A 13423-nucleotide genomic window follows, 5' to 3' on the forward strand; every position below is an offset into this window, starting at 1 on the left:
GCTCCGGTTAAGGCTGCTGTGGTGTAATCGCGGTCAGGATGTAGCCGCTATCGTTCTGGATAAAGCTGAATGTGACCGTGGTGTTGGCCGGCAATGGCGCTATTTCGCTGCTGGATGGTAGCGTGAAGGCCATCGTCATGGCAGGCCATTTGAGGTCGGCAATCGGCGCGTGAGAGAGCGTGACGCTATCGGCATTCCACTGCTTAACAATCCCGGTAGTCTGATAAATGGCTGTCGTGGCCGCTGGGGGCGTGGTCGGCGGCATCGCGTGATGCTGGTGGTCGTTTGCCCACACGGGGAAGATGAAGGAAGAAACAGAAAAAATCAGGCCGCTGATCATAGCGATATAAGTGATACGCATAAAAATAATCCCAATAAAAATAATTGATAAACAAGACGTTGCGCCCACTGGCGCAGGGGTTATCAATCGCTTGGGTTATTCTCTGAATCGGCAGAAGCGGATTTCAGCCGGAGGGCCGACCGCAGGAGGCGAGAGCCAGACATCAGATGCCGGGCTAAGGGGGACAGGATTATCCGCTAAGACCAGCTCACCGCTGACCGGCAACGCTAATAATGCCAGCGAGCCATTATCCTGTTTCACGCTATCCGGCACGCAGTGTTTTTCGCACAGCGGCGTTTGCTGATCGGCAACGTAAGACGCTTTAGCCGTATGCTGAGCATGAGACGATAACGGCTGAACGTCAGCCTGTTGCAGATGTGCTTGATGCTGGAGTGCGGGGGATGTCTGGCTGATCGTCATATCGCATTGATGACCTGCGATAGCCAGTTGTGCATTCAGGAAAAACCAGCACAGCGCCAATAGCCATCCCCACCTGCTTTTATGGCGCAGATGATGAATGAATAATGGAGACCGTGATGATGCGGACATGGCGTTTCCTTTTTGGACGTTTTGGCAGTGTATGCGTCTGAGCAGGAAGGGGGCAAGCGAGGAATAGCATAGTTTTGTAAATTGGCAGAAAGTCATCTGCCAATGTTATCAATGAGTTAATTATGTTTTACCGTTCGGTTACTGTACGAGAAACTGGTACGTGGTATCCGAGCGATAGACTTTTCCCGGTTTCAGCCAGCAGTCGGGCTGCGGCCAGTCGGGGTGATTCGGACTGTCTGGCAGGAATTCACTTTCCAGTGCGACACCAGCATAGTTTTCATATTGACCACCGTCTCGCGAGGGCGTTCCGGCCAGAAAGTTGCCGCTATAGAGCTGTAAGGCGGGGGCGCTGGTGAAAACGCTCATCAGCACGCGGCCGTCGGATGACCATAAATTGGCAGCTGGACTTTCGCTGGAACCGCAGGTGCGATGCAATAAATATGCGTGATCGTAGCCGCCGACGGCCATTTGATCGCTGTCGCGCAGGAAATCTTCTTCCAGCGTTTTTGGCTGGCGGAAATCCATTCCGGTAGCGTTTACCGGTGTCAGATCGGCGTTGGGAATGCCCGAGCTATTAACTGGCAAATAATAGTCGGCAAACAGCTGCAACTGGTGCTTACGGACGTCAGTCAGATCGCCATCAAGGTTGAAATACGCGTGGTTAGTCAGGCAAACGGGGCAGGCTTTTTCTACAGTCGCCTGATACGAGATTTCCAGAGAATTATGTTCGGTCAGTGCGTAGGTCACCTGTACGTTGAGATGCCCTGGATATCCTTGATCGCCATCCGGTGAGTGCAACTGGTACGTCACCTGGGTTGCATCCTGACTGGCAATTCGCCAGCGGCGGGCATGAAAGCCTTCCGGGCCACCGTGCAACTGGTGCTCGTTCTGGTTGGGAACCAGATGGAACGTTTCGGTCTCTCGACTGAATGTGGCTTTGGCTATGCGGTTAGCATAACGGCCAATCGATGCACCGAGATAAGCGCTTTGTCGCGGATACTGCTCGGGTGAGGCACAGCCCAATAAGACTTCTCTCACCTCACCCTCTGGTAGCGGGAGCTCACAGGAAAGCCAAGTTGCACCCCAGTCCATCAAGCACACGCGCATGCCTGCCTGATTCTGCAAGGTCGTTAATTGAAACGGCTGACCATCTGGTGCCAGCGTGCTAAGACTTTCATTCAACATGACTTGCTCCTGTAGAGGCCTGAGAAGATAGAGAGGGTTGCAGAAATCAGCTCTGCTGCGCCTCCCCTAATTTGTCACTCGGCGTGAAAAAACGCCGTTATTCTTCGTCGTACCCATTGGGGTGATTGGACTGCCAGCGCCAAGTGTCCTGCGCCATTTCTTGCAGTGAGCGTGTGACTCGCCAGTTAAGATCTTTCGCCGCACGCTCGGCATCTGCCCAATAAGCAGGCAGATCGCCCTGACGACGCGGGGCAAAATGGTAAGCCAGCGGTTTGCCACAGGCCTGACTAAAGGCTTCGACGACCTGCAATACACTGTAGCCTACGCCTGCGCCCAGATTATAGATATGCACGCCAGCACGATTTTGCAGGGTGTTCATGGCGGCGATATGACCGTCAGCCAGATCGACGACGTGGATGTAATCTCGCACGCCAGTGCCGTCAGCGGTAGGGTAGTCATTACCGAAAATCGCCAGCGAATCGCGACGCCCAACAGCAACCTGAGCGATGTAAGGCATCAGGTTATTGGGCACACCTTGCGGGTCTTCACCCATCTCACCCGATGGATGGGCGCCAACTGGGTTGAAATACCGCAACAGCGTAATACTCCATTCCGGTTCTGCATGCTGTAAGTCTTGCAGGATTTGCTCGACCATCAGCTTGCTACGGCCATAAGGGCTGGCAGGGTGGCCTGTGGGGAAACTTTCCTGATAGGGCGTACGCGGTTGATCGCCATAGACGGTAGCAGATGAGCTAAAAATCAGGTTTTTCACGCCTGCTTTCTTCATCGCCTCTACCAGCACGAGCGTACCGTAGACGTTATTGTCATAGTAGCTCAGCGGTTCACGCACTGATTCGCCCACGGCTTTTAAGCCAGCAAAGTGGATGACGGAATCAATGGAATGCTCAGCGAAAATATCGTCCAGCAGTGCGCTGTCGCGGATATCGCCCTGATAAAAAACAGGTGTCTTATCGGTTAAACGCGTAATGGTTTTAACGACGCTAGCCTTGCTGTTGCACAAGTTATCGAGAATGATGGGAGTGTGCCCGGCAGCCAGCAATTGTACGCAAGTATGACTTCCTATGTAACCGCTACCACCTGTGACAAGAACGTTCATAATGACCTCTATTATCGCAATGCAGCAAAATAACATGGTGAGGGGCAGAAAAGGGTGATCTACAGCGAGAATCTGCCTCTGTTATCGATGGTTTCTTAACGAATAAACTGAGTGAAGCATAATCTACAGTGTAAATGAGCTTGGCTTTCTACCCTACATTTTATTTTGTGGTAGCGTTATCATCCCTGTTTTTAGGCGTTATTTACATAACGCGTCAATCTGGTAGCGGTAGATGTCGTTGTGCGGGACGAAAGTGAGCCGATGCGTGATGCACGTGGGCGCGTCTTCTGCGTGATGCGAGACAAAGAGCAGCTGCGTTTCGCCCTCGCCAATCAGGATATCCAGCCAGCGGCGTACCAGTTGGCGATTGAGCGGATCAAGCCCCTGTAGCGGTTCATCAAGAATGAGCAGGGCGGGGTGTTTGACTAACGCGCGGGCAATCAGCGTTAGACGCTGCTGGCCCCAGGAGAGCGACTGAAACGGGGTGTCGGCGATAGCGCCATTGAGCCCAAGCAGAGTGAGCCATTGTTCGGTCAGGTGGCGCTGACGGTCGGAAACGGCCTGATAAATCCCAATAGAGTCAAAAAAGCCTGACAGGATAACGTTGCGCACGCTGGTGCTGACGCGGTAATCCAGATGGAAGCTGCTGCTGACGTAGCCGATGTGGCGCTTGATGTCCCAGATGGTTTCACCGCTGCCGCGTTTACGGCCAAACAGCGTGAGGTCGTTACTGTAGCCTTGCGGATGATCGCCCGTAATCAGGCTGAGCAACGTCGATTTCCCCGCGCCATTTGGCCCAACAATCTGCCAATGCTGACCGGGCAACACTTCCCACGTTAGTTCGTGCAGAATAGGGCGATCGTTGTATTGCACCACGCCGTTACGCAGCCGAATGCGAGCCTCGTCAGCGGGAAGCGTCATATACCGCTGCGGATCTTCCGGTTCTGGCAGCGAACTTCCCGACAGTTTTTCGCTAAACGCGAGCTGAGCCACCAGCGCTTCAGAGAGGATCGTTTCACGTTCGCCGACGCGGGTCAGCGTACAGTCTGCCAGCACACCGACATGGTTGATAAAGTCAGGGATGTCATCAAAGCGGTTCAGAATAAGCACCAGCGTATAACCGGCACCTGCCAGTTTTCTCAGCTCATCGGCAAGCTGCTGGCGGGAGGCAACGTCCAACCCATCGAAAGGTTCATCAAGAATCAGCAGGTCGGGCTGAGACATCAGCGCCTGACACAGCATCGCCTTATGGGTTTCCCCCGTAGAGAGGTACTTGAAGCGACGCTCCAGCAAATGCGCAATACCAAACTGATGTGCCAGCTGTTGGCAACGCGCAGGATCGTTGAGGCTATCCTGAATCACTTCTGCTGTGGTGCGGCCAGTATCGTCTTCACCTTCACTGAGCAGATCGGTGTTATTGCGCTGCCACTCGTCAGAAACCAGTTTTTGTAATTGTTCAAACGACAGTCGAACGGGGCGTTGGAATCCCGTTGTTCGTTCACCACGCAATATTGGTAGTTCGCCGGATAGCGCCCGCGCCAGTGCAGATTTACCACTTCCGTTGGCCCCGACAAAGGCCCAGCACTGGTTGTGTTCGAGCGTCAGTTCGTCCAGACGCAGCATGCGGGTGTCGCTGAGACGAAACAACCCCTGAGTGATTTTTAACAATGACATTTTCTATCCTTCGTCAAACGGCGATAGCGCTAAATCAACATTAACAAAGCGTGGCGATGATAACCCGGTCGGCATTGAAGCAGGCCTTTACATCCGATCCATGTCGCAGCTTTTGCTGCTCAAGCAAGGTATTCGGCACCATGGCACACAGGGTTTCTCCCCCCGCCAGCGTAATCAGAAGCTCGCTGTTTTCTACACCATGCTGAATGGCCTGAATTTGCCCAGGCAAGACGTTATCGACGGCGGGCGTGTTGGATGTGGCAGCGTACACATCGATCCACGGTGCTTTAATCAGTGCCAACACCTCTTTCCCTTTCTGTAATTGCAGGCGCTCGGCGCTTTGTTGCGTAATCAGGGCGCTGATCGTTGTTTTACCATCGGCGAGTAAAATATCCAGATGTTGTTGCACCTGTTCTTCGCCGCGTGCGAGCACGGTTCCAAAAAACTGATTACGGGCGCTGGTTTGCAGTGAGAAACGCGCGATGGCTGCCAGCAGGCTATCTAACGGCAGACCGTCTTCCTGCAAGATATCAAAGGCTTTTTGCTGAATCTGCGCGAGCAAATCGTACAGCTGGAGAAGGCGTTCGCCGTAGCGGGTGATCTGAGCACCGCCGCCGCCTTTGCCGCCAGTCATGCGTTCAACAATGGTCTGCTCGGCCAACTGGTTCATCTCATTGATGGCATCCCATGCGCTTTTATAGCTAATCCCCGCCAGCTTGGCTCCCTGACTGATTGAACCGGTATGGCGAATTTGCTTAAGCAATTCAATGCGCCGCGGATCGGCGAATAAACGCTGTTGGAGTTTCAGGGTGAGAAGAATTTCAGCCTGCATAATGAGGGCACCGTCGGTGAGTTTAATTCTCTGTATTGTCGCTATTTTCTTCATCAGGGGCAAATCGCACAAATAGACGCACTAATTTCTATTACTGCGGTAGACTACGTGGCAATTACGACGATCTCGGCTTACAGTGAAATAGCGCAGTAGACGGGCTAAAGTAGCGGTAACCGTTGCAATAAGTGAGGTAAGCATGTTGGAGTTGTTGAAGAGCCTGCTGTTTGCAGTTGCCATGGTTCCTGTGATGATGGTGGTTATCATGGGTTCGATTTATTGCCTTGGCGAAGTGTTTAACGTGTTGTCCCGCATCGGTCATTCCGACGGTCAGCGCGCAAAGAATCAGCACTGATTCACGATCCTTTCCTATTTTGATGTCCGGCTTCTGGCCGGACATTTCTTTTCTACCTCCCACATCTACCCTAAATAATTCGAGTTTCAGGCAGGCGGCAAGAGAAGGAATCCCGATGAGCTTACTCAGGTAAGTGATTCGGGTGACTGAACGCGGCCAACGCACATGTAACTTGAAGTATGACGGGTAATCTACCTCTTTAAAGCGCATGACACGGCTTCATAATTCGTTATATTATTATTTACACAACGATAATTGTCAGGAGACAAGAATGAAGCAGCAATGGTTGAAATGGTTTGCCGCACTGACCCTCAGTGCAGGAATGGCGTTGCCCGCAGTGGCAGAAGATAAAGTTACCGTGTTCGCCGCGGCATCACTAACGAATGCGCTGCAGGAAATCGCTACGCAATATCAGAAAGAGAAAAACGTCGCTGTCGTGGCGTCTTACGCATCATCCTCAACGCTGGCGCGCCAGATTGAGCAAGGTGCGCCTGCCGATCTGTTCATCTCCGCTGACCAACAGTGGATGGACTACGCGCAGGATAAAAACCTGATGGATACCGCTACGCGTCACACGCTGTTGGGCAATGAGCTGGTGGTGATTGCGCCGAAGGCGAGTGCGCAGAAAGAGATTAAGATTGACGATAAAACCGACTGGAAAAGCCTGCTGAAAGGCGGACGTCTGGCCGTTGGCGATCCGGATCACGTGCCTGCTGGGATCTATGCCAAAGAAGCCTTACAGAATCTGAAAGCCTGGGATGAACTCTCTCCACTGATGGCGCGCGCCAACAACGTACGTGCAGCCATGGCGCTGGTGGAACGTGAAGAAGCCCCACTGGGCATCGTTTACGGTTCTGACGCGGTTGCCAGCGACAAAGTTAAGGTCATCGGTACATTCCCAGCGACGAGCCACAAGCCTGTCGAATATCCGATGGCTATAGTTAAAGAGCATAAAAACGCGGCGGTTACCGGTTTTTATGACTACCTGAAAACGCCAGAAGCAGCAGCGGTATTTAAACGCTATGGCTTCGCGCCGCGTTAATGATGCTGAGTGATTACGAATGGCAGGCGGTTGAGCTGAGCCTCAAAGTTTCCGTTGTGGCTGTGGCGTGCAGCTTGCCGTTTGGGATACTGATGGCGTGGATTTTAGTGCGCTGTCGGTTCCCCGGCAAATCACTGCTGGATAGCATTATCCATTTACCACTGGTGTTGCCGCCAGTGGTTATTGGTTATCTGCTGCTGGTGGCAATGGGAAGACGCGGCGTAATCGGTTCCTGGCTCTATGACTGGTTCGGCTTCAGCTTTAGTTTTAGCTGGCGCGGTGCCGCATTAGCGTCGGCGATTGTCGCATTTCCGCTAATGGTTCGGGCGATCCGGCTGTCGCTGGATGCTGTCGATAAGCATCTGGAACAGGCTGCTCGAACACTGGGTGCCTCGCCGTGGCGCGTGTTTTTCACCATCACATTACCTCTCTCTTTTCCTGGGATTGTTGTTGGAACCGTATTGGCGTTTGCCCGTTCGCTTGGCGAATTTGGCGCGACCATTACGTTTGTTTCTAATATCCCTGGCGAAACCCGAACCATTCCACTGGCGATGTATACCCTGATTGAAACGCCCGGCGCGGAGGCTGATGCAGCAAGGCTGTGTATTATTGCCATCGTCTTGTCGCTGGCTGCGCTGTTAGCATCGGAATGGCTAACAAACTGGAGCCGCAAGCGGTTGGGGGGATAATGCTGCAACTCGATTTTCATCAACAGCTGGGTAGTCTCGAACTTCGCGTTCAGTCTGAACTGCCTGCGAACGGCATTACCGCTATTTTCGGCGTATCCGGGGCAGGGAAAACCTCGCTGATCAACGCCGTTGTTGGCCTGACGCGCCCAGATGGCGGGCGGATTGTGCTCAATGAGCATGTACTGGTGGATACGCAGCAGCGTGTTTTTCTTCCACCGGAAAAGCGGCGAATCGGCTATGTGTTTCAGGATGCTCGCCTGTTTCCGCACTATCGCGTGCGCGGTAATCTGCGTTACGGCATGGCTGAGACAATGGAATCGCAGTTCGATGACATCGTCCAATTACTGGGTATCGAGCCGCTGCTGAATCGCTATCCACGGAAGCTGTCCGGTGGCGAAAAACAGCGTGTTGCGATTGGTCGGGCATTACTGACCGCACCGGAACTGCTGCTCATGGATGAACCGCTGGCGTCGCTGGATTTACCCAGAAAGCGCGAGCTGTTACCGTATTTGGAGCGTCTGGCGAAAGAAGTCAATATCCCGATCCTGTATGTCAGCCACAGTCTGGAAGAGATTGTCCGGTTAGCCGATCATGTCGTGGTGCTTGATAAAGGCAAAGTGAAAGCGCAGGGGCTGCTGGAAGAGGTGTGGGCCAGCAGCGCGCTACGCCCGTGGTTACCGAAAGACGAACAGAGCAGTATTCTGAGTGCGCGCGTGTTAGCTCAACATGAGCATTACGCGATGACGGCACTGGCATTAGGCGACCAGCAGGTGTGGGTAGGAAAAGTCGAACTCCCGCAGGACGCCGCGTTACGCATTCGCGTGAATGCTGCCGATGTCTCTCTGGTGCTACAGCCACCGGAAAAAAGCAGTATCCGTAATGTGCTGCGTGCCAGCGTGGAGGAGTGCATTGATGTCGACGAACAGGTTGAAGTGAAGCTTGCGGTCGGCCAGCAGACGCTGTGGTCCCGTATCACGCCGTGGGCTCGGGACGATCTCGCGCTTCATCCCGGTCAAACGATCTACGCGCAAATTAAAAGCGTGTCGATTACGGCGTAAGCACAGACCGAGCGATGGAACAGCCATTCATATCGCTCGGTCTATCTCGTGAATCAGTCGATATTCTGTGACTAAGATAACAAAATGAGTATTGAGAGTGATTTTCAATTCGTTTTTTCTACCGCGTGAACAACGTAGTCAGATAAATTATCCCCGCGTTATTATTTTTTCATCATAAAAAGTAATCGATTACTTTTTGTTTTCACCTGTGCAACGGGATAAAAATAGGAGAAGGACATGCCTTGTATGACGTTATTGCGCCGTGCGTTCGCTATACCGCTATTGTTGATGGTTTCATCGGGGTTGGCGCTTGCCGAGCGTCCAGCAGAAAACCAAAAAATAGCGTTGCAGATGTATACGCTGCGCAGCCTGAATACGCTCGACGAGCAATTTTCCATGGCGCGAGACGCTGGATTTAAGGCGGTTGAGCTGGTAGGGACGCATGATATTAGTGCGTCAGAAATGAAGGGGTTATTAGGAAAGTATCAGTTGAAAGCCATGGCTGCGCATGTCCAGTTTGGTGAACTGAAAAGCAATATGGCTGAGGTTGTAGCCTTTAACAAAGCCATCGGCAACAGCATGATTATCGTGCCGTGGCTAAATGTTGAAGACCGACCTGATAGCGCAGAAGGCTGGAAGCGCTTTGGTGTGGAAATGAACGATCTTGGGCGTGAGTTGAAGAAGCAGGGCATGAAGCTGGCTTATCACAACCATAATTTCGAGATGAAGAAGTATCGCGGTAAAACAGCGCTGGAAATCATGATGGATGCTGCAGAGCCAGAGAACCTGATGCTGGAAATGGATGTTGCCTGGGTATCTCGTGGAGGACAGGATCCTGTGCGTCTCCTGCGCCAGTACAAAGGGCGTATTTATTCAATTCATGCGAAAGACAATACATCAATCGGCATCCGCGATGATGAAATGAACTTTGCCCCACCGGGTGAGGGCATTTTGGCGTGGGAAGAGATTCTCCCTGCTGCCTCTAAGGCGGGTGTGCAGTGGTTTGTTGCTGAACATGACTTGCCGAAAGATCCACAGGCCATTGTTTCCGCAGCTTACCAATCGCTGTATGAAAAACTGAGTAAGATAAAAAGTAAGTAATAGCTATCAACCTGCGGTCAGCGGACCGCAGGTTGTCAGAGATGAAAAAGGATTGGTTTTATTCTATCTGGGTTAGCTGGATGCCCGTTCGACAAACGTCCATTCCAGTAAGCGTTTTTCTGTTTCGCTGGCAGGCTGGTCGATCTGTTGTAATAACAACTTCACGGCCTCTCTGCCGATATGTGCGGACGGCTGTTGAATCGTGCTGAGCTGAGGTGAAGTGATGTAACCCAGCTCCGAGCCATCGAAGCCGATCACCGCAATATCCTGCGGCGCACTCAGCCCCGCCTCACAGATTGCCGACAGTGCACCCGCAGCCAACGTATCGGACACCACAAAGACGGCATCTGGCCGCTCTGGATCGTTAAGTAGCGCGTTCATGGCGGCTTTTCCGCCTGCGTAGCTCAGGGTGCTGGCGTATTCGACTTTGCCGTAATCAAACCCATTCTCCGCGATAACGTCGCGATACCCTTTCTCCCGCTGCTGGGCGTAGAGGTAATTCATGTCGTGGTTAATCATGGCGATACGGCGGCGGCCTTTGCCAATAAAGTGATTAATCACGAAACGGGATGCTTCGGCGTTATCAATACCAACGGATGAAATGGCAGACGTATCGTCATGCTCGGCGCACTGCACCCAAGGCGCTGTGCCAATAATGTCCTGAAGTGCAGAAAGCGTTGAAATGGCATCCATGGTGATCACGCCATCGACCATTTTACCGGATAGCAGTTGCAGGCTGGAGTGGGCGCGAACGATATCGGCACCGGAATTGCACAGAAGAATGCGATAGCCGTTTTCTTCCGCTTCCGCCTCAATGCCTTTCACGACATCGGCGCAGAAGGGGTTGGCAATGTTGGACACCATGACCAATAGCATCTGGCTGCGTGCGGTACGTAGCTGCCGGGCCAATAAGTTCGGCTGATAGTTGCTGCTTTTTATCGCATTGAGAACACGTTCCCGGTTTTGCGGCTTCACGGTACCAATGTTGTTCAACACCCGTGAAACGGTGGCAACCGAGACTCCAGCTATCCGTGCTATTTTTTGAATCGACATAATTCAGAAGGCACTCACGCTACTTATGCTTGGCTGAGCAGATTACCATAAATATCTCTGGCTGCATCCCGCAGGCGTCGCACCTGCGGGATGAATACCGTGAGAGAATGAACGGTCAGATGCCTTAATTGGCGACCTTCACCCACGTTTGTTGCTGATGGCTTTGTACGATAGCGTCAATGATGAACATGATGTTCGCACCGTCGTAGAAGGTGGCGAAGTTGAAAGGATCGACGCCCGGCTGTTTGCCGTCGCGCAGATAGGTATAAAAGTTCGCCATCATGTTCTTGAACGCATCCGGCCAGCCTTCGATATGCCCACCGGGGAAGTGGACCGCAGCGGCGGCTTCTGGGTTCAGCAGTCCAGGATCGTCCGACAGCACCTGATTCGCTTTATCGCGATGACCGATCCACAGCTGCTGCGGGGTTTCCTGATCCCACGCCAGCGACTGTTCACTGCCATTCACTTCAAACGTCAGGCGATTTTTCCGGCCAGCGCTGACTTGAGAAACGGTAAAGGATCCACGGCTACCGTCTTCAAAGCGCAGTAAAACGGTCGCGTAGTCTTCGGTTTTGACCGGTTTGTCGTCGTACTCTGGTGGAGCATCAGATGATGAGAATGTGGCCGTGCCATTCCGATTGGATTTGCGGATCGGATGGACGATGGCTAAATCGGCGAAGACTTCGACAATTTTCCGGCCGGAAATAAACTGTACCGTGTCACACCAGTGCGAACCGATGTCGGCCACCGCGCGGGAAACGCCGCCGTACTCCGGTTCAACACGCCAGTTATAGTCGGTTTCACGCAGCATCCAGTCTTGCAGGTAGCCGCCGTGTACGGCAAAGACACGCCCGATTTCCTGACGCTTAATCATGCTGGCAGCCTGCTGCACCATGCCAAACTGGCGATAGACAAAGCTGACGCCGTGAACAACGCCTTTTTCTTCCGCCAGCGCCACCAGCTCACGTGCTTCTTCGCTGGTCATACACAGCGGTTTTTCCGAAAAGACGTGCTTGCCTGCCTGAATAATCTGCTTATTGATCGCCGCATGGAGATGGTTCGGCGTGCAGTTATGGATCGCATCAATACCGGGATGATTGAGCAAATCAGCGACGCTGCCGTAGGCATGGGGAATATTGAGCTGACGAGCTTTTTGCTGCGCCAGATCGAGTGAATTTTCCGCCAGCGCCACCACTTCAACGAAGCCAAGGCGACGAATCGCTTCAATATGTGCTGGGCCAATAAAACCGGAACCAATAATGCCAACGCGAATCATCTTGCGTTCTCCTCTTTTAATCCCAACATTTTTCTGACTAACGGACGATCGTCGCTGGTCGCAGCGAAGTCGTCAAAAGCGCGTCCAGCGACAGGAATAATGTGGCGGTTGATGAACTCCGCCCCTTCTTTTGCACCGCAATTGCTGTCTTTCAGACAGCATTCCCACTCCAGCACCGCCCAGCCATCGTAGTCATATTGGGCCAGCTTGCTGAAGATGCCGCCGAAATCGATCTGACCATCTCCCGGTGAGCGGAAGCGCCCGGCGCGTTCAGCCCATGACTGATAGCCGCCGTAGACGCCGCTTGTGCTCGACGTGTTAAATTCTGCATCTTTCACATGGAACGCTTTGATTCGTGCATGGTAGCGATCGATAAAGCCGAGGTAGTCCATCTGCTGTAAATGCATATGGCTAGGATCGTAAAGAATGTTGGCGCGCGGGTGATGATTGACGACATCAAGGAAGCGTTCAAAGGTCACGCCGTCGTGTAAATCTTCTCCCGGATGCAGCTCATAGCACACATCCACGCCGTGCTCGTCAAAACAGTCGAGGATCGGCATCCACAGGCGACCGAGTTCTTTAAAGGCTTCCTGAATCAGGACCTCTTTACGCGGTGGCCAAGGGTAAAAATAGGGCCAGGCCAGCGCACCGGAAAACGTCGCGTGGGCGTTTAGTCCTAAGCGTGCAGAGGCCTTTGCTGCCTGCTTGATTGCCGCAATAGCCCACGCTTGGCGAGCCTGTGGATTGCGGCGGTAAGCTGGTGGCGCGAAATCGTCAAAGGCGTCGTCATACGCAGGGTGGACGGCAACAAGCTGGCCTTCCAAATGGGTCGACAGTTCGCTGATGGTCAGCCCATGCTGCGCTAACAGACCTTTCACATCATCACAGTAAGTTTGGCTGTCGGCGGCCGTGGCCAGATCGAAAATGTGCGGGTGATTGCAGGGGATTTGTAGCGCTTTAAAGCCTAATCCGGCTGCCCATTGCGCCAGATTTTCCAGCGTGTTAAAGGGAGCCTGATCGCCAATATACTGGGCGAGAAAAATACCCGGTCCTTTTAACGTCTTCATTATTACCTCCTTTGGCAACGGGTGTGGTCATGAATCCCGTTGCACGATTGCGATAGCGGAGAATGCAGTGGGATGAGGTGCCATAGGC

General features: G+C 52.9%; 14 protein-coding genes. 5 read left to right on the plus strand and 9 right to left on the minus strand.

The genetic code is table 11. The annotated features are described in order from the left end of the window. Nucleotides 1-7: 7 nt before the first annotated feature. The 6 genes from BJJ97_RS11915 to modE form a co-directional block, all read right to left on the minus strand. The gene (locus BJJ97_RS11915; RefSeq protein ID WP_095994046.1) at nucleotides 8-361 is read right to left on the minus strand and encodes a copper-binding protein; all 354 of its coding nucleotides are present in this window, start codon (nucleotides 359-361) and stop codon (nucleotides 8-10) included. A 75-nt stretch (nucleotides 362-436) separates the two neighbouring features. Then, a complete protein-coding gene (locus BJJ97_RS11920; protein WP_095994047.1) occupies nucleotides 437-889 on the minus strand; it encodes a hypothetical protein in 453 nt (150 codons plus the stop codon). A gap of 138 nt (nucleotides 890-1027) precedes the next feature. Then, a complete protein-coding gene (gene galM / locus BJJ97_RS11925) occupies nucleotides 1028-2074 on the minus strand; it encodes a galactose-1-epimerase (RefSeq protein ID WP_095994048.1) in 1047 nt (348 codons plus the stop codon). Between the two features lie 97 nt (nucleotides 2075-2171). Further along, a complete protein-coding gene (gene galE, locus BJJ97_RS11930; RefSeq protein WP_095994049.1) occupies nucleotides 2172-3191 on the minus strand; it encodes a UDP-glucose 4-epimerase GalE in 1020 nt (339 codons plus the stop codon). Nucleotides 3192-3389: 198 nt separating this feature from the next. Further along, a complete protein-coding gene (modF, locus tag BJJ97_RS11935) occupies nucleotides 3390-4865 on the minus strand; it encodes a molybdate ABC transporter ATP-binding protein ModF (RefSeq protein ID WP_095994050.1) in 1476 nt (491 codons plus the stop codon). Nucleotides 4866-4905: 40 nt separating this feature from the next. Next, nucleotides 4906-5697 (minus strand): molybdenum-dependent transcriptional regulator, encoded by a 792-nt coding sequence (modE, locus tag BJJ97_RS11940; RefSeq protein ID WP_095994051.1) that lies wholly within the window; start codon nucleotides 5695-5697, stop codon nucleotides 4906-4908. Between the two features lie 196 nt (nucleotides 5698-5893). Between modE and BJJ97_RS11945 the strand changes: the two genes are divergently transcribed. From BJJ97_RS11945 to BJJ97_RS11965, 5 genes are all read left to right on the plus strand, one after another. Continuing rightward, nucleotides 5894-6049: an AcrZ family multidrug efflux pump-associated protein gene (locus BJJ97_RS11945; protein WP_039482693.1), complete on the plus strand. Its 156-nt coding sequence runs from the start codon at nucleotides 5894-5896 to the stop codon at nucleotides 6047-6049. Nucleotides 6050-6320: 271 nt separating this feature from the next. Beyond that, nucleotides 6321-7091 carry a molybdate ABC transporter substrate-binding protein gene (gene modA / locus BJJ97_RS11950; protein WP_095698904.1) on the plus strand — a complete coding sequence of 257 codons (771 nt, stop codon included), beginning with the start codon at nucleotides 6321-6323 and terminating at the stop codon, nucleotides 7089-7091. Next, a complete protein-coding gene (modB, locus tag BJJ97_RS11955; RefSeq protein ID WP_039473842.1) occupies nucleotides 7091-7780 on the plus strand; it encodes a molybdate ABC transporter permease subunit in 690 nt (229 codons plus the stop codon). Before modA ends, modB begins: the two co-directional genes overlap by 1 nt. Next, a complete protein-coding gene (gene modC, locus BJJ97_RS11960) occupies nucleotides 7780-8838 on the plus strand; it encodes a molybdenum ABC transporter ATP-binding protein ModC (RefSeq protein ID WP_095994052.1) in 1059 nt (352 codons plus the stop codon). The genes modB and modC overlap by 1 nt, the downstream gene beginning before the upstream one ends. Before the next feature lie 237 nt (nucleotides 8839-9075). Further along, nucleotides 9076-9939, plus strand: a complete 864-nt coding sequence (locus BJJ97_RS11965) for a sugar phosphate isomerase/epimerase family protein (protein ID WP_193438332.1) — start codon at nucleotides 9076-9078, stop codon at nucleotides 9937-9939. Between the two features lie 72 nt (nucleotides 9940-10011). Here the strand turns inward: BJJ97_RS11965 and BJJ97_RS11970 are convergent, their stop codons facing one another. From BJJ97_RS11970 to BJJ97_RS11980, 3 genes are all read right to left on the minus strand, one after another. Further along, complete coding sequence (locus tag BJJ97_RS11970) at nucleotides 10012-10992, minus strand: LacI family DNA-binding transcriptional regulator (RefSeq protein WP_095994054.1); 981 nt, start codon at nucleotides 10990-10992, stop codon at nucleotides 10012-10014. A 124-nt stretch (nucleotides 10993-11116) separates the two neighbouring features. After that, the gene (locus tag BJJ97_RS11975; protein WP_095994055.1) at nucleotides 11117-12268 is read right to left on the minus strand and encodes a Gfo/Idh/MocA family protein; all 1152 of its coding nucleotides are present in this window, start codon (nucleotides 12266-12268) and stop codon (nucleotides 11117-11119) included. Further along, nucleotides 12265-13335: a sugar phosphate isomerase/epimerase family protein gene (locus BJJ97_RS11980; protein WP_095994056.1), complete on the minus strand. Its 1071-nt coding sequence runs from the start codon at nucleotides 13333-13335 to the stop codon at nucleotides 12265-12267. The genes BJJ97_RS11975 and BJJ97_RS11980 overlap by 4 nt, the downstream gene beginning before the upstream one ends. Nucleotides 13336-13423 lie beyond the last annotated feature (88 nt).

This window comes from Pectobacterium polaris, from assembly GCF_002307355.1.
Taxonomy (GTDB): Bacteria; Pseudomonadota; Gammaproteobacteria; order Enterobacterales; family Enterobacteriaceae; genus Pectobacterium; species Pectobacterium polare.

Excerpts from the sequence above, each read along its gene's own strand:
- BJJ97_RS11915 (WP_095994046.1), bottom strand. The coding sequence starts at position 361 with ATGCGTATCACTTATATCGCTATGATCAGCGGCCTGATTTTTTCTGTT.
- BJJ97_RS11920 (WP_095994047.1), bottom strand. The coding sequence starts at position 889 with ATGTCCGCATCATCACGGTCTCCATTATTCATTCATCATCTGCGCCAT.
- galM (WP_095994048.1), bottom strand. The coding sequence starts at position 2,074 with ATGTTGAATGAAAGTCTTAGCACGCTGGCACCAGATGGTCAGCCGTTT.
- galE (WP_095994049.1), bottom strand. The coding sequence starts at position 3,191 with ATGAACGTTCTTGTCACAGGTGGTAGCGGTTACATAGGAAGTCATACT.
- modF (WP_095994050.1), bottom strand. The coding sequence starts at position 4,865 with ATGTCATTGTTAAAAATCACTCAGGGGTTGTTTCGTCTCAGCGACACC.
- modE (WP_095994051.1), bottom strand. The coding sequence starts at position 5,697 with ATGCAGGCTGAAATTCTTCTCACCCTGAAACTCCAACAGCGTTTATTC.
- BJJ97_RS11945 (WP_039482693.1), top strand. The coding sequence starts at position 5,894 with ATGTTGGAGTTGTTGAAGAGCCTGCTGTTTGCAGTTGCCATGGTTCCT.
- modA (WP_095698904.1), top strand. The coding sequence starts at position 6,321 with ATGAAGCAGCAATGGTTGAAATGGTTTGCCGCACTGACCCTCAGTGCA.
- modB (WP_039473842.1), top strand. The coding sequence starts at position 7,091 with ATGATGCTGAGTGATTACGAATGGCAGGCGGTTGAGCTGAGCCTCAAA.
- modC (WP_095994052.1), top strand. The coding sequence starts at position 7,780 with ATGCTGCAACTCGATTTTCATCAACAGCTGGGTAGTCTCGAACTTCGC.
- BJJ97_RS11965 (WP_193438332.1), top strand. The coding sequence starts at position 9,076 with ATGCCTTGTATGACGTTATTGCGCCGTGCGTTCGCTATACCGCTATTG.
- BJJ97_RS11970 (WP_095994054.1), bottom strand. The coding sequence starts at position 10,992 with ATGTCGATTCAAAAAATAGCACGGATAGCTGGAGTCTCGGTTGCCACC.
- BJJ97_RS11975 (WP_095994055.1), bottom strand. The coding sequence starts at position 12,268 with ATGATTCGCGTTGGCATTATTGGTTCCGGTTTTATTGGCCCAGCACAT.
- BJJ97_RS11980 (WP_095994056.1), bottom strand. The coding sequence starts at position 13,335 with ATGAAGACGTTAAAAGGACCGGGTATTTTTCTCGCCCAGTATATTGGC.